We start from the raw sequence: 15,476 nt of genomic DNA on the forward strand, positions 1-15,476 counted from the left end.
CAAATGAGCAGAGAACAGCGCCGCGCGATCGATGCGATGTTGCGAAAGGCACCGCAGGATTTCAATCTTCTGCCGGTGGAGCAAATGCGGGAAGGTTTTGCCCGACTAATGGGCAGGTTCCCTGTTTCCGACGAGGTCACGCAGGTGCCCATCGAACTCGCCGGCCGCCCGGCCGTGCTGGTCGAGCCGAAATCCGGCGCGCGCCCGGGGACGATTCTGTATTTTCATGGTGGCTCGTTTTCGCTCGGTTCACCGCAGACGGCGATGAGCTTGACCGCCGAACTCGTGCGACGTACCGGCGTGAGGGCGATGTCGATCGACTATCGGCTTGCGCCCGAGCATCCGTTTCCCGCAGGCATCGAGGATTGCCTCTCTGCTTATCGGAGTTTGTTGGATGATGGCGCCGATGCGGCTTCGATCGTGTTTGCGGGAGATTCGGCGGGAGGCGGCCTGGTCGTGACGACCAGCTTGAGCGCGCGCGACGCTGGGTTGCCGCTACCGGCCGCGCTCATCGCGTTTTCGCCGGGCTTGGACCACACCCGGTCAGGCGCGACCATGATCAGCAAGTCAGGCATTGATCCATTGCTGACGCGTGAAGGCGTGGAACACACGGGCGCCTTATACCTTTCGGGCCAAAACCCCGAGATTTCGTTACTCGCGCCGGCCGTTCATGCCGATCTGAGCGGCTTGCCGCCGGTTTTGCTTCAAGTCGGCACGAATGAAATTCTGCTCGATGATTCCGTGCGATTCGCGGCACGGGCCCGCGATGCCGAGGTCGATGTGATTCTCGACGTTACCGCTGATGTGCCGCACGTTTTCCAGATGTTTACCGGTATGCTCGACGAGGCCGGTTACGCGCTCGACCGGGCAGCACTTTTTATTGTGCAGCACCTCGCGGAGTAAGTTCGGTAGCCCATCGATGCACAGATCGTGCACGCGCATAGCCGTGTATTACGCGCAGTTAGAGATCACCGCATGGGTGTCGCAATCTACTGGCATGAGCAGGCAACACCCGTGCGCGTTCTGGCCCGCTACGCAACTTAGAAGCTGTTGCGAAATTAGGTTTTGGGTCTGTTAACTTTTCCGACTTGGTGTTAACTTTCTGTCTTGTTTTGCCCGACAGGAAGCGATGCCGAAAGAACTGATAGACGACGAATTGTGGTCACTCATCGAACCGCTGCTGCCGGTGCGAGCACCACGCAATCGCCAGTATGCAGGCCGCAAACCGACACCCGACCGCGCGGTGCTGGCAGGCATTGTGTTCGTGTTGCGCTCGGGCATTGCGTGGAATCTACTCCCGCAAGAAATGGGATGTGGTTCAGGCACGGCTTGCTGGCGACGGCTTGCTGGCGACGGCTCGTGGCGTGGCAACAGGCCGGCGTCTGGCAACGCATCCACGAAACGTTGCTGGCCGAGTTGCGTCGCCGTGGCGAAATCGACCTCTCGCGTGCGCTCGTCGATAGCTCATCGATCCGCGCCGTACTGGCGGGAAAAAAACCGGCCCGAATCCCACGGACCGGCGCAAGCTCGGCAGCAAACACCACCTCATCGTCGACGCGCAAGGCATCCCGCTCGCGGTCATCCTGAGTGCAGCAAACCGTCACGACATTACCCAGCTTGATGCGCTGGTCGATGCCATTCCACACATCAGGGGCAAGCGGGGACGTCCGCTGCGCAAGCCGCAAATCATACAAGGCGACCGGGGCTACAGTTCTGAGCCCCATCGGCAGCGCTTGCGTGAGCGCGGCATCACGCCGATGCTCGCAAAAATCGGCGCGCCACATGGCAGTGGACTGGGAAAAACACGTTGGCCAGTGGAGCATTCGATTGCCTGGTTGCACTCGTTTCGACGGCTCAAAATTCGTTATGAACGCTACGCTCATGTACACGAGGCCTTTATGTCTTTGGCTTGTGCCTTGATTTGCTGGACACGTCTCAAATCTCTGGATAACTAATTTCGCAACAGCTTCTAAAGCGTTGCGCTACTCGAGGGCGGGGGAACGTCGCGTCGGCATCAACGCGACTGAAGCTTGAACCCTTCGCCACCGATGCCCGCCCGATCCACTGCCGCGATGCGGTTGCGTCCCTGATCCTTGGCCTGATAAAGCTGCGCATCCGCCAAGTTGATGAACGCCGTGACGTCGATGTTTTCGGTCGGCACCACGGTGGCGACCCCGAAGCTCGCGGTGACGCGCTGCTGGTGCGGCGAGCGCAGATGCGCGATGGATTCCTCCGCGATCAGCGTGCGGCAGCGCTCCGCGATACGCACGGCGTCGTCGGCGTGGGTGTCGGCGAGCACGAGCGCGAATTCCTCGCCACCAAACCGGCCCAGGAACGCGTTCGGGCCGGCGGCTTCGCCGAGCACGCGCGCCAGGCGCTTCAGGCATTCGTCGCCTTGCAGGTGGCCGTAATAATCGTTGTACGACTTGAAGAAATCGATGTCGATCATCACGAGCGAGAGCGGCTTTCTCGATGTCGCGGCGCTCGCCCATTCGCGCGCCACGACCGTGTCGAACATGCGACGGTTGCCGATCCCGGTCAAGCTGTCGGACAACGAGAGGCGCTCCAGCTCGCGCTGGAGTTCCGCGACTTTTTCCTCGGTACGCTTGCGCTCGCTGATGTCGAACATGAAGCCGATCAGCGCGTCGACGTCGCCATTCTCCTTGCGCACGACGTGAACCACGTCGCGAATCCATACGTAGCCGCCGTCCGCGGTCAGCGCGCGATAGTCCGCCTCGTGATCCGCGCCCGCTTGCGACTGCGCGACGCAAAAATTCACCACGGCGTCGCGGTCTTCCGGATGCATGCGCGCGGCCCAGTCCTCCACCGTTTTCCATGTGGACGGCGCGTAGCCGAGCAGCTTTTCGATCTGCGGGCCGATGTACGCGAACTGCATCGTCGCCCAGTCGATCTTCCAGGGGATCGCCCGGGTCGACTCGAGCAGCGTGCGATACACGGCGGGGTTGTCCTCGCCGGGCTGGCTTCCGGGCGAGGCAAGGCTCTCTTCGTGGCGCAGAAATGCAGCTTGAAGCGGGCTGCCGGCCGGGTCTTTCTCTTCGTGGCTCATTGTGATCGTTCAATACCGTGAAAATATTTTATCGGCCGGTACGGCGCTGCCTTGAATGGCCGCGGCCCGTGCAGGGAAGGCTGCTTCGATACGCTTTGCACGAAAGCCAGGTGCCCGGCCGGTCGGGAGGAGGTCAGTCACTGTCGGTGCCGCGCATGTTGCCATCGCGTTCGGGATCGGGGGCGATCAAGACATGGCACAACTCGTCGAATTCCTTATCGCTAATTGATTTGACGATTTCAACCGTGATTTCTTTCATGGCTAGCCTCCGATCGGTACTCTCGCAGGTGCCACAGCAATGACGGCGTAACGAGCCGATGGGTCGGGGGGAGGTCACACGGGGAATGTCGTTCAGCCGATTGCTTGATCGGCGACCAATGTCCGCCGCTGATCAACACACCAGTCTGGGCATCCTGGCTACCGAGATTCGCCGAGTTCGGAGCACGCCTTCACTGCTCAGCGAGAAGATCGAACGCCTCGTCGATGTAGTGTGTCAACGGATGTGCCGCTTCATCCCGCCGCCAGTTCTCCTTGGCGAACCTGAGCGTACCCATCGCCATCATCGCGGTCAGGCGCAAGGCCGGCCGCCGGGCCGGATCGGGCCATCGTTCGTACATCGCCTCGGCCAGCACCTCCTCCAACTGAACGTGAAGCGCTTCCTTGCGTAGCCGAAGCGTTTCAATCGACCGCAAGATGCGATCCGCCATGACGGATTCCTTGGTCTCATACATTGAGGCCAGGATCAGGAAGGTCTTCCGGGCGGCGTCGATCGGCCGCTGCTTCGGTGATTGCTCCAGGAAAGTCGGGCGCAGAAGGCGCGGGATATTGCCGCTCTCATGCGCCAGCAGGACATCCTCTTTCGACTTCAAATAGGAGAAGAACGTGCGCCGCGAGATGCCCGATGCCGCCGCAATGGCATCGAGCGTCGTCGCCTCGTAGCCGTTTTCCACGAAGAGCCTGAGCCCCGTTCGGGCGATCAGATCGAGGGTCAACTGACGCTTGCGTTCACGCAGGTCGTTCTGGATGTTATCTATGTCAATCATCGTTGTCACTCTGACAGCCGCCGAGATACGGCATTGTCTAATCGGTACGCGAGCTTTCCGCCCACCGGATTATGCCGTAGCCACCCCCCGCCGCTCTGGCGCGGATCGCTGACGAACGAACAGGTGTCGCAACGACGGCCGCCAGGCCGCACGAACGCCACTGACGTCCGAAGCGCGTCGCCACGCCCGGATGCCGTTCCTCGGAGGGTCGATTGCCCTTGACGAATTTGCACTCAGTGCATATATTGCACTGAGTGCAAATTTATTGCGGAGTCGATAACATGGCGTCGTCGAAGGTTTGGTTCATCACGGGGACATCGAGCGGATTTGGCCGTGTCTGGGCGGAGGCTGCGCTGCAACGCGGCGATAGGGTGGTTGCCACGGCACGCGACGTGGGGGCGCTCGATGAGCTCGTCAAGGCTCATGGCAATGCGATTCTGGTGCTGCCGCTCGACGTGACGAATCGCGATGCGGTGTTTGCAGCGGTCGGTCAGGCACATCGGCATTTCGGGCGTCTGGACGTCATCGTCAGCAACGCCGGCTATGGCTACATGGGCGCCATCGAGGAGTTGGAAGCCGAGCAGGCCAAAGCCAGCTTCGACACCAATGTGTTTGGCACGCTATGGGTCATTCAGGCCGCGCTGCCGATCTTGCGGGCACAGCGCAGCGGGCATCTCCTGACGGTGTCGAGCATCGGCGGCGTGATCGCTTTCCCGACGGGGGGCACGTACACCGCCACCAAATTTGCCGTCGAGGCCATCTCGGAAGCACTCGCGGCCGAAGTGGCTGCATTCGGTATCAAAGTCACGATCCTGGAACCAGGCCACTTCACCACCGGGTTTCGCGCAGCGGTGCAATCCCCGCCGGCCATCGACGTCTACAACCCCATCCGCCAGGCCATACGCTCGTCGTTCAAACCCGAGGATTTTGGCGATCCGGCGGCCACCGCCGCGGCGATCTTCAAAGCCGTGGACGCGGATGAACCTCCGCTTCGCCTGGTGCTCGGCTCGACGACGATCGCGAAGTTCAAGGCGGCCTACCAGGCGCGCCTCGGCAACTGGGACAAATGGGAAGCCGTATCCAACTCGGCGCAAGGCACGCTGCACGCGTAATCAAGCCGTTCCGGAACGTTCGATCGAAGCCTTGAACGCCGTTCCGAATTCCAATTCATTGAAACGATCCACCGCCATGCCCCTCTCGCTCAAGCCGCTTTTTGCGGCGGCCCTGATCAGCGCCGCGCCGTTTGCTTCCGCGTTCGCGGCCGACACCTATGCCCTCGACCCGGCCCATACGCAGGCGATCTTCACGATCGACCATCTCGGCTTCTCGACCATCACAGGCTCGGTTCACGAGCTTGAAGGCACGCTGCTGCTGGACACGGCGAAGCCGGAACACAGCACGGTCGCGGTGACCCTGGGCGCGGACAGCGTCGACACGGGCTTTGCCGCGCGCGACAAGGTGTTGCAGGGGCCGATGTTCTTCAACGTCGCACGGTTTTCAACAATGACGTTCAAGAGCACGCACATCGAGATGACGAGCGCCAAGACGGCGGACATCCAGGGCGACTTCACCTTGCTCGGGATCACCAGGCCGCTGGTCCTCAAGACCACGTTCAATCGACGGGCGCAGGATACGAACGGAACGAACGTCTACAAGGCCGGCTTTACCGCAACCACGACGATCAAACGTTCCGATTTCGGCATGAAGGCCTATGTGCCCGAGGTGGGCGATGAGGTGCGCGTCACCATCAACTTCGAGGGAATCAAGCAATAATCCGGCGATGCTTGCCGACTGGGAGGGACCGAAGATGAAACTGCTGCTGCTGGGCGCGACAGGATTGGTGGGAAGCCGAACCTTGACGCTGGCGCTGGCCAACCCGGCGTTTTCCGAGGTGATTGCGCCAACCCGGCGAGCGTTGACGCCGCATGACAAACTGGTGAACCCGGTCGGGCCGCGCCTGGAGGCGCTGGTTCCAACGCTCATGTCGCATCGGCCCGACGCGGTGATCTGCGCATTGGGAACGACCCAGGCAAAAGCCGGTTCGAAGCAGGCGTTTCGTCATGTCGATCACGCACTGCCCGTCGCCATCGGCGAAGCCGCGCATGCGGCTGGCGTGAAGACCTACGCGATCGTCACTGCCATGGGCGCATCGGCGAATTCCATGAGCTTCTACTACCGGACCAAAGGCGAGGTCGAGAGGGACATCCGGAACATCGGATTCCAATCGCTCACGATCTGCCGCCCCAGCCTGATTGGCGGCGCGCGACATGAAGCAAGGCGTGCCGAGCAAGCCGCGCTGACACTGTTTCGATTTCTCGCCCCGATCCTGCCGAAAAAGCTTCGGGTCAATCCAGCCGAGGCGATCGCGGCTTCGTTGCTCGATGCCGTCATCGCGGCAAAGAGCGGATGTCGCTGGATCCCTGCCGAAGCGATGAGCTGAATCTCATCGTCGCCGCGATTTTCCTCGGCCTTTCGCTTCCAGCGTGGCCAGTTCCTTTGCATCCAGGACGTATTCGTTCGATCCGGCCAGCCGCTCCACGGTCAGATCGACAAACGCACGAACGCGTGACGGCTGCGCCGTCCGGCTGCCGTAGTAGACGTGAACGCCCATGTGGTCCGTGACATGGTCCACCAGCAGCGGCACCAACTGCCCCGATCGAATCAACGGCGCCGCCGACAACCCGGACAACAAGCCGATGACATGACCCGCGAGCACCGCTTCGGTCTCGAGCTGGGCGTCGTTGGTCGAGAGCGTAGGGGAGAGGTCATGGGAGATCACTTCCCCACCCACCTTGAGAAGCCAGGGCAGCACGCGGCCGCTTCCGGGGTGCCGGAACACGCTGCATCGGTGCGAGGCCAGTTGCTCGATCGAATCGGGCGCGCCGTGCCTCGCCAGATAGGCAGGGGCCGCGCAAACAATGAGCTGCATGGCGAACAGTCGGCGAACGGCCACGCCATCCTCGGGCGCCGAGCCAATCCGGAAGCCGACATCGGCCCGGTCCTGCACCCAGTTGCCGATGCGGTCGTCGAGTTTGATGTCCGGCTCGACGTCGGGGTGGCGGTGACAGAACGCGTCGACCAGGGGCCACAGCAGCGGCAGGAACGAGTATCGGGGCGCGACGATGCGCAACGGGCCGGCAATCTCGTCCTTGGCGGTGCGAATCCGATCGACCACACGTTCCAATGCCATCAATGCCGGTTGAGCGGCCTCGAGGAACTGCTGCCCTTCGTAGGTCAGTGCAATGCTGCGGGTCGTTCGATGGAGCAGGCGCACGCCGAGGCGCTCCTCGAGGTTCGCGAGCGACTGGCTCGCGGCTTGCGGACTGATGCCTTGCGCGGCGGCAGCGCGCCGGATGCTGCCGAGTTCGATCGCCTTCGAAAAGGTCTCGATGGCGCGAAAGTCGATGAGGGACATGGGGTGCTTCCTGAAAGGTGTCGGCGGGCAGTGTCAACTTTAACTTGATAATGGATCAACACGTACACGGCTAGTGCTTTGACAATGCGCTCTCCACAATGGGGCCTCACCGATCAACAGGAGCGTTCCATGAGCGACAACATCCAGGGCAAGGTCATCGTCATCACGGGTGCCAGCAGCGGTCTCGGCGAGGCGGCGGCGCGCCTCTTGAGCGCGCGGGGCGCGCACGTCGTGCTCGGCGCGCGGCGTGCCGAGCGTCTGCAGGCATTGGCCGAAGCGTTGAATCATCCGCAACACCGCGCGCTGGCCGTTGCCGCCGACGTCACCGTGCGCGACGACGTCAAGCGTCTCGTCGACACGGCGGTGGACGCATTCGGGCGCATCGACGTAATGATCAACAACGCGGGGCTCATGCCGCTTTCGCCGCTGGAACGACTGAAGGTCGATGACTGGGATCAAATGATCGACGTCAATCTGAAGGGCGTGCTGTACGGTGTCGCGGCGGCGCTGCCGCACATGCAGCGCCAGAAGGGCGGACAGTTCGTCAACGTGGCGTCGGTAGCCGGCCACAAGGTGATGGTCAACGGGGCTGTCTACAGCGCGACCAAGCACGCCGTGCGGGCGCTGTCCGAAGGGCTCCGGCAGGAGACGAAACCCTGGAATATCCGCACCACCATCGTGTCGCCGGGCGCGGTGGACAGCGAGTTGAAGGGCAGCGTGACCGAGCCGGACATCGCGCAAGGCATGCGCGACTTCTATCAGGCCCATGCCATCTCGGCCGATTCCTTCGCGCGTGCGGTGGCCTTTGCCATCGAGCAACCCGCCGATGTCGACGTGAACGAGATCGTGTTCCGGCCAACCCGTCAGATTCCCTGACCAGGCCCCGCTGGGCCGGCCAGCTTTTCATCGGCATCTTCGAGCCATCGTTTACGGTTTGCAGCACCCGCCGAGAGACGCCGCTCGCCGTTGCATCGGCAGGGCATGCGAGCGCATCACGCGGTGAATGCGCTGGCCGTCGAGCGGTGCCGGTCCCGCCGCGCGACGGATTACGCCGTTGCGTACCCGAGCGCCTGCAACGCGACGATGCACGCTTCGCGATCCTGCGCATGGTTGCCGCCCGAAATGCCGAGGCCGCCGATCAGCTTGCCATCGATCGAGATGGGAAACCCGCCACCCACCGGCGTCAGTCGCGGACGATGCTGAAGATAGGCCGCACCCGGCTCTTTCAATACCTCGATCCAGACGTTCGTGTCGATGCCGAACGTGGCGGCGGTCCATGCCTTGTCGATGGCAATGTCGGCAGCCAGAAACGAGCTATTGTCGGTGCGCTCGAACGCACGAAGGTGGCCGGCCGGATCGGTGATCGCGATGGCCGGCTCGAAGCCGATCGCCTCGGACGCCTTGCGTGCGGCGTCGATCAGCGCGGCAGCGGCTTCGCGCGTGATCACGGAGGTGGTGAAGAACGGAGGGGGCGTGGTGGTCATGTCGAGCCTTGCGAGGTGAGGGACGATGACGCATCGAGCGATGCCGCTCGATGCGCGGTGGTGTGTCGAACGCGTTGAACGAGAAGCCGCGCCGCGCATCAGCGCGCGGCGAGCACGGCCTTGCCGATCATGCCGCCGGTTTCCACCCAGGCATGCGCCTGCTTGAGGCCGGCGGCGTCGATGCCGTCGATGCGGCGCGTCATGGTGTGCTTCAGATCGCCGCGATCGACGAGTTCCGCAACCCGGCGAAGCAGCGCGTGCTGACGCGCGAGCGTGGCGGTTCCGAAGATCGAGCGCGTGAACATCAATTCCCAGTGGATCGAAATCGATTTGGACTTGAACGCCCGGATGTCGAGGCTGTCCGGATCGTCGATCAGCGCAAACTTGCCTTCGGGGCGAAGCACGCCGGCGATCTGTTTCAGATAGCTCGCGCTGTCGTTCAGCCCCACCACGTAACTCACCTCGTCGATCCCGAACGCCTTCAATTGCGGCGCCCAGTCTTGCTGATGATCAAGCACGTGGTGCGCGCCCTGGGCGCGTACCCAGTCGCGGCTGGCGTCGCGCGATGCGGTGCCGATCACCGTCAGCCCGGTCAACTGCCGAGCGAGTTGGGTGAGGATCGAACCCACTCCGCCGGCCGCGCCGACGATCAGCAGCACGCCGTTCTCGGTGGGATCGGCGGCATGCGCCTGAAGGCGGTCGAACAGCAGTTCCCATGCGGTGATCGCGGTCAGCGGCAGCGAGGCGGCTTCGGCGAAATCGAGCGTGGCCGGCATCGGGCCGACGATGCGCTCGTCGACCGCCTGCAGCTCGCTGTTGCTGCCGGGCCGCGTGATGTCGCCGGCGTACCAGACGCGATCGCCCGGTTTGAAGCGCGTGGCGAGCGGGCCGGCGGCGCGAACGATGCCCGCCGCGTCCCATCCGATCACGCGAGCGGCCCCTTCGGGCACATCGCCGCGCTGGCGAATCTTGGTATCGACCGGGTTGACGGACACGGCTTTGACTTCCACGAGGAGGTCGTGGTCGCGCAGCGCCGGTGTGGGCAACGTGATGTCTTCCAGCGCTTGCGGGTGCTCGATGGGATGGTTCTGGTAGAAGCCGACAGCTTTCATGAAAATATCCTGCGAATAGGGGCGGGCAACGTGAAAGCCTTGACTGGCAAGGCTTTCAGCGTCATTGGGTGATGTCGGGTTTGATGGTATCGTTGGCGGATATTCGGAAAAACACCCGAAATGACCAAATACTTTCGTTAATTCGACGAAAATGATTCGCCTCGACGACGTTCAGATTTTTGTCCATACGGCCGAGCTGGGCAGCTTTTCGGAAGCGGCGCGGCAGCTCAATATCGCGCCCGGCCATGCGAGCGCATGCGTGCAGCGGCTGGAAAAAGCGCTGAATGCGCGCTTGTTCACGCGCTCGACGCGCAGCATGCAACTGTCCGATGCCGGCGAACGTTATCTGCCGCACGCGCGCTCGATGCTCGGTGCGCAGATGCAGGGCGAACAGGCCTTGTCGACCGGGCGCGCGGTATTGAGCGGCCCGTTGCGCGTGTCGGCGTCGTCCGACTTCGGCCGCAACCTGTTGCTGCCATGGCTGGATGAATTCCAGCATCGGCATCCTGGGCTCTCGTTGCAGGTGCGCATCAGCGACCGTTCGGTGGACCTCGTGCGGCAGCCGCTGGATATCGCGATCCGCTACGGCGCGTTGCCGGATTCGTCGCTGCTGGCGATGTCGCTGGTGGACGGCAATCGCCGTGCGCTGTGCGCGGCGCCGTCGTATATCGCGCGTCACGGCAAGCCGGCGAACGTCGAGGATTTGCGGCGGCACAATTGCCTGCGCTTCGTGTGGAGCGAGCAGGTGCATGAACGGTGGCGGTTCACGCTGCCGGGTGGCGATCGCACCGTGGCCGTGACGGGCAACCGCATCAGCGACGATGCCGACGCCGTGCGGCGCTGGGCGATTGCCGGGGAAGGCCTGATCTACAAGTCGCGACTGGATTTGATTCCCGATCTGGCGGCCGGCCGCTTGGTCGAACTGCTGCCGCATGACCACTGCGAGCCGTCGCCCTTGCATCTGCTGTGCGCGCATCGCGCGCAACTGACCCCGGTCATCACGCAACTGCACGGTTTCCTGCGGCAGCGGTGTGCGGTGTTGCGCGATAGTCATCCGGTGCTCGGCGCAGGGTGAGCCGCGCCGGGCGACGTCGGTCGATGCGTGATCCAGTAAAGGTATCAATCCATTCAGTGATTGAAATGTACGGGCATCGATAATCTTTCTAAAGTCGTCTTCATTATCACGGAGACGGCACCATGACCCGATATACCCACCAGGAACTGCGCGACACCTTGAGCGCAGGCCTGCTTTCCTTTCCGATCACGCATTTCACCCCCGACTACGCATTCGACGAAGACGCGTATCGCGCGAACCTCGAATGGCTGTCCCGTTACCCGGTGGCCGGGCTTTTCGCTGCCGGCGGCACCGGCGAATTCTTCTCGCTGACCGCCGCCGAGGTCGATCGGGTCGTGCGGGCCGCGGTCGAAACGGTTGACGGCAAGGTGCCGATCATCGCGCCGGCGGGCGGCGGCACGGCTCAGGCGATCGAGCATGCGCAGGCAGCGCAGGCGGCCGGCGCCGACGGCATCCTGCTGTTCCCTCCGTATCTGACCGAATGCGATGCCGCCGGCGTCGCCGCGCATGTGATCCGCGTGTGCGAGTCGACTCGCCTGGGCGTGATCGTCTACAGCCGCGCGAACGCGATGCTCGACGATGTGGCCGTCGCGCAGATCCTCGAGCGGTGCCCGAACCTGATCGGCTACAAGGACGGCGTGGGCGACATCGACCGGATGACGCGCGTCTACAACCGCTTTGGCGATCGCCTGACCTATATCGGTGGCCTCCCGACCGCCGAGACCTATGCGCTGCCGTATCTGGAGATGGGCGTCACGACTTACTCGTCGGCGATCTTCAACTTCCTGCCGGAATGGGCGTTGAGCTTCTACGCCGCCGTGCGCGCCCGCGATCACGCGTTCATTCAGCGCGAACTGCACGATTTTGTGCTGCCCTATACGCTGATCCGCAATCGCCGGGCCGGCTATGCCGTGTCGATCGTGAAGGCGGGCATGACGGCGGTCGGCCGCTCCGCCGGCCCGGTGCGCACGCCGCTTGCGGATCTCAAGGAAGACGAACTCGCGTTGCTCAAGAACCTGATCGGGGCGCGTCGGTGATGCGGGCGCTGACAGGCAGCATGTTGATCGGCGCCGACGCCGTACGCGGCGAGACCGGCGAGCATCGCGCGACCGATCCGGCCAACGGCGCGGTGCTCGAACCGGCCTACGGGCTGGCCGGGAAGGCCGAGGTGGAGCAGGCCTGCGCACTGGCGTGGCAGGCGTTCGACGTCTATCGCGAGACGACGTTGCAGCAGCGCAGTGCGTTTCTGCAGGCCTGCGCCGACGAGATCGATGCGCTGGGCGACTCGCTGATCGAGCGCGCGATGCAGGAAACCGGCTTGCCGCGCGGGCGGCTCGAAGGCGAGCGCGCACGCACAACGGCGCAACTGCGCCTTTTCGCCGATGTCGTGCTCGACGGCGGCTGGCTGGAGGCGCGCCTCGATCCGGCGCTCCCGGCGCGTACGCCGCAGCCGCGCAGCGACTTGCGCCAGCGTCACATTCCGATCGGGCCGGTGGCGGTATTCGGCGCAAGCAATTTCCCGTTGGCGTTCTCGGTGGCGGGCGGCGATACGGCGTCCGCGCTGGCGGCCGGCTGCCCGGTGATCGTGAAGGCGCACAACGCGCATCCGGGCACGGCGGAATGGGTGGGCGGCGCGATTGGGCGTGCGGTGCAACGCACCGGCATGCCGGCCGGAACGTTTTCGATGCTGTTCGGCTCGGGCCGTCAGGTCGGCACCGCCCTGGTGGCCGACCCGCGCATCAAGGCCGTCGGATTCACGGGCTCGCGCAGCGGGGGAGTCGCGCTGATGAAGGTGGCGGCGGCCCGTGCCGAGCCGATTCCGGTCTACGCGGAAATGAGCAGCATCAATCCCGTTTATCTGCTGCCCGGCGCGTTGCGCACGCGCGCGGATGCGCTCGGGCAAGCGTTCGCCGCGTCGCTGACGCTCGGCGCCGGCCAGTTCTGCACCAATCCCGGCCTGCTGCTGGCGGTGGCGTCGCCCGATCTGGAGCGCTTTGTCGCGACGGCTGCCGCCGCGCTCTCGGGCAGCGCCGCGCAAGTGATGCTGACGCCCGATATCAGTTCCGCCTACGACGCCGGCGTGGCCGCGCTGCTGGAGCATCCGGCGGTCACCGTCCTGGCGCGGGGGCTGCCCGGCAGCGGGCCGAACCGATGCCGCGCCACGTGGTTCGCGACCGACGCCGACGCCTTCCTCGGCAGCGACGCGTTGCAGGCGGAAGTCTTCGGTGCGTCGTCCCTGCTGGTTCGCTGTCGCGACATCGCACAGCTCGTGGCGCTGACCGAGCAGTTGGACGGCCAGCTCACCGCGACGTTGCAGATGGACCCGGACGACACCGGGATCGCCCGTTTGCTGGTGCCGGTGCTCGAACGCAAGGCCGGCCGGCTGCTCGCGAACGGCTGGCCGACCGGCGTCGAAGTCTGCCATGCGATGGTGCACGGCGGCCCGTATCCGGCGACCTCCGACAGCCGAAGCACATCGGTCGGCTCGCTGGCGATCCGGCGCTTTCTGCGCCCGCTCTGTTACCAGGATTTCCCTGCCGAGCTGCTGCCGGCGGCGCTTGCCGACGACAACCCGCTCCAGCTTCGCCGGCTGGTCGACGGCCAGACGCACCGCTAGTTCACCGCCACCATCCGGGCGGCCCGCGTGGCCGCTCGCCGGGCCGCCATGCCTTGCGGGGTGGCCCGGTCCGGCCTGTTTCGCCGCGTTTCGCGGCACGCAACCGATCGTCCAATCAACAGAGGGAGGCGGTGAAGCACACGCAAAATTGAAAATATATTTTGTACTGTTGATGTTTACGATGATATATTTTTTAACTAAATACCGAGCAATATATAAATATAGACGCATGTCCACGATCATCGAATCGTCGGCCGCGGGCAGCCGGTATTGGCAGAGAAGAGAGGAGACAATGAGAACAGTTGACGCTTTTGTTTCGGACACGCTGGACTCGGCCGCGATCACGCCGACGCACGTCAAGGTGATCGCGCTCGTCGCGGCCGGCTACTGCCTGGATGTCATTGACTATGCAATTTTCGGTTCCTTCATTCCCGACATGCTGCACCAGCATTTCGCCACGCAGGCCCAGCTCGGCTGGGTCGGGGGTGCGCAGTTGTTCGGGCTGGCGATCGGCACGTTCGCGCAGGGCCAGTTCACCGACCGGTTCGGCCGCAAGGCCGTGTATCAGTTCAATCTGCTGCTGTTCGGCCTGGCAACCATCGCCAGCGCACTGGCGCCCAGCGTGATGTGGCTGATCCTGGCGCGCTTCGTATCGGGGCTCGGGCTGGGGGCGGAGCAGCCGCTGGCGTTCACCTATGCGGGTGAGTACGCGCCGAAGGACATCCGTGGCCGGATTCTCGCCCTGGTGCACTTCATCGGCGGCGCGCTGGTCTGGCCGCTGGCGTTTCTCGTCACGCTGTACTTCCGCGAGTCGATCGGCTGGCGGGGGATCTGGGGGGCGATCGGCGTGGCGGCGCTGGTGCTGTTCGTGCTGCGTTTCGCGCTGCCCGAATCGCCGCGCTGGCTCGCCGCGAAGGGGCGTGGCCGCGAGGCGCTGGCGATCCTGAAGAAGATGGGGCTCGGCGAACCGGCCGAAGAGCTGGCCGACGTGGCGCACGACACGAAGGCCGACCCGTTCGTGATGGTGTGGAAGAACTACCGGGTGCGCCTGCTGGCCGCGATGGTCTGCTTCAGCGCGTTCTTTTGCGTGACGATCGGCCTCGGCACCTGGTTGCCGAACATCATGAACAGCCAGGGCTTCACGATCACGAAATCGCTGTCGTACACGTTCGGCATGACGCTGGCCGCACCGTTCGCGAGCCTGTTCATGATGTTTGCGCTCGACCGGTTCGGGCGCCGCCGCACGGCCTTCATCACGTTCCTGTGCTCGGGGGTGTTCGCGGTGGCGTTCGCCAATGCGGGCACCAATCTGCAGTTGATGGCGGCCGGTTTCCTGATGATCTTTTTCTACCAGGTGGGCGGCAACACGATGCAGATCTTCGCGTCCGAGGTGTTCCCCACCCAGGCGCGTGCGTCGGGCTTCGGCATGGCCGCGGGCATCGGACGTCTCGCGACCGCGGGGTTCGTGCCGGCGCTGCCGCTGATCCAGCACGGGTTCGGCCTCGGGGCGGTGTTCGGCTGCATCGCCGGCTTGATGGTGATCGCGGCGTCGGGGCTGCATCTGATCGGGCCGGAGACGCGCCAGCGCTCGCTCGCGGAGATCGCCTGAATGCCGTTGAACCGCACGCCGCGGATGTTCTGTTCCAGTGACTTGACGAGAGGT

15 protein-coding genes and 1 pseudogene are annotated in these 15,476 nt (G+C 64.0%); 10 read left to right on the plus strand and 6 right to left on the minus strand.

Going from position 1 to position 15,476, the window contains the following annotated elements; genetic code table 11:
- Positions 1-3: 3 nt before the first annotated feature.
- Positions 4-903, plus strand: a complete 900-nt coding sequence (locus AB4850_RS18095; protein ID WP_414444387.1) for an alpha/beta hydrolase — start codon at positions 4-6, stop codon at positions 901-903.
- Positions 904-1,129: 226 nt separating this feature from the next.
- Positions 1,130-1,955: pseudogene (locus AB4850_RS18100) on the plus strand (IS5 family transposase).
- Positions 1,956-2,014: 59 nt separating this feature from the next.
- On the opposite strand, the gene AB4850_RS18105 reads toward AB4850_RS18100, so the two are convergent.
- The 3 genes from AB4850_RS18105 to AB4850_RS18115 all read right to left on the minus strand — a co-directional run bounded on the left by AB4850_RS18105 (position 2,015) and on the right by AB4850_RS18115 (position 4,110).
- Positions 2,015-3,067: a GGDEF domain-containing protein gene (locus tag AB4850_RS18105; protein WP_414444388.1), complete on the minus strand. Its 1,053-nt coding sequence runs from the start codon at positions 3,065-3,067 to the stop codon at positions 2,015-2,017.
- A 133-nt stretch (positions 3,068-3,200) separates the two neighbouring features.
- Positions 3,201-3,326: a hypothetical protein gene (locus tag AB4850_RS18110; protein ID WP_414444389.1), complete on the minus strand. Its 126-nt coding sequence runs from the start codon at positions 3,324-3,326 to the stop codon at positions 3,201-3,203.
- 190 nt (positions 3,327-3,516) lie between these two features.
- On the minus strand, positions 3,517-4,110 hold the full coding sequence (locus tag AB4850_RS18115; RefSeq protein WP_414444390.1) for a TetR/AcrR family transcriptional regulator: 594 nt from the start codon (positions 4,108-4,110) through the stop codon (positions 3,517-3,519).
- Between the two features lie 281 nt (positions 4,111-4,391).
- Between AB4850_RS18115 and AB4850_RS18120 the strand changes: the two genes are divergently transcribed.
- The 3 genes from AB4850_RS18120 to AB4850_RS18130 all read left to right on the plus strand — a co-directional run bounded on the left by AB4850_RS18120 (position 4,392) and on the right by AB4850_RS18130 (position 6,550).
- A complete protein-coding gene (locus tag AB4850_RS18120) occupies positions 4,392-5,222 on the plus strand; it encodes an oxidoreductase (protein ID WP_414444391.1) in 831 nt (276 codons plus the stop codon).
- Between the two features lie 76 nt (positions 5,223-5,298).
- On the plus strand, positions 5,299-5,883 hold the full coding sequence (locus AB4850_RS18125) for a YceI family protein (protein ID WP_414444392.1): 585 nt from the start codon (positions 5,299-5,301) through the stop codon (positions 5,881-5,883).
- 34 nt (positions 5,884-5,917) lie between these two features.
- Positions 5,918-6,550 carry an NAD(P)H-binding protein gene (locus AB4850_RS18130; RefSeq protein ID WP_414444393.1) on the plus strand — a complete coding sequence of 211 codons (633 nt, stop codon included), beginning with the start codon at positions 5,918-5,920 and terminating at the stop codon, positions 6,548-6,550.
- A 3-nt stretch (positions 6,551-6,553) separates the two neighbouring features.
- Here the strand turns inward: AB4850_RS18130 and AB4850_RS18135 are convergent, their stop codons facing one another.
- Entirely contained in the window at positions 6,554-7,525 is a 972-nt protein-coding gene (locus AB4850_RS18135; RefSeq protein WP_414444394.1) for a LysR family transcriptional regulator, read from the minus strand.
- Positions 7,526-7,654: 129 nt separating this feature from the next.
- Here AB4850_RS18135 and AB4850_RS18140 point away from each other — a divergent pair, with 129 nt between their 5' ends.
- The gene (locus tag AB4850_RS18140; RefSeq protein WP_414444395.1) at positions 7,655-8,401 is read left to right on the plus strand and encodes an SDR family oxidoreductase; all 747 of its coding nucleotides are present in this window, start codon (positions 7,655-7,657) and stop codon (positions 8,399-8,401) included.
- 170 nt (positions 8,402-8,571) lie between these two features.
- Here AB4850_RS18140 and AB4850_RS18145 read toward each other — a convergent pair whose 3' ends face one another.
- Complete coding sequence (locus tag AB4850_RS18145; protein ID WP_414444396.1) at positions 8,572-9,009, minus strand: GlcG/HbpS family heme-binding protein; 438 nt, start codon at positions 9,007-9,009, stop codon at positions 8,572-8,574.
- Between the two features lie 98 nt (positions 9,010-9,107).
- On the minus strand, positions 9,108-10,121 hold the full coding sequence (locus tag AB4850_RS18150) for a zinc-binding alcohol dehydrogenase family protein (RefSeq protein ID WP_414444397.1): 1,014 nt from the start codon (positions 10,119-10,121) through the stop codon (positions 9,108-9,110).
- A gap of 151 nt (positions 10,122-10,272) precedes the next feature.
- Here AB4850_RS18150 and AB4850_RS18155 point away from each other — a divergent pair, with 151 nt between their 5' ends.
- From AB4850_RS18155 to AB4850_RS18170, 4 genes are all read left to right on the plus strand, one after another.
- Positions 10,273-11,196, plus strand: coding sequence for a LysR substrate-binding domain-containing protein (locus AB4850_RS18155; RefSeq protein WP_414444398.1), 924 nt, complete (start codon positions 10,273-10,275; stop codon positions 11,194-11,196).
- A 122-nt stretch (positions 11,197-11,318) separates the two neighbouring features.
- Positions 11,319-12,233, plus strand: coding sequence for a 5-dehydro-4-deoxyglucarate dehydratase (kdgD, locus tag AB4850_RS18160; protein WP_414444399.1), 915 nt, complete (start codon positions 11,319-11,321; stop codon positions 12,231-12,233).
- A 20-nt stretch (positions 12,234-12,253) separates the two neighbouring features.
- Positions 12,254-13,813: an aldehyde dehydrogenase (NADP(+)) gene (locus AB4850_RS18165; protein WP_414444400.1), complete on the plus strand. Its 1,560-nt coding sequence runs from the start codon at positions 12,254-12,256 to the stop codon at positions 13,811-13,813.
- Positions 13,814-14,105: 292 nt separating this feature from the next.
- Complete coding sequence (locus AB4850_RS18170; protein WP_414444401.1) at positions 14,106-15,422, plus strand: MFS transporter; 1,317 nt, start codon at positions 14,106-14,108, stop codon at positions 15,420-15,422.
- Positions 15,423-15,476: the final 54 nt, after the last annotated feature.

This window comes from Burkholderia sp. 22PA0106, from assembly GCF_047497155.1.
Classification (GTDB): Bacteria; Pseudomonadota; Gammaproteobacteria; order Burkholderiales; family Burkholderiaceae; genus Burkholderia.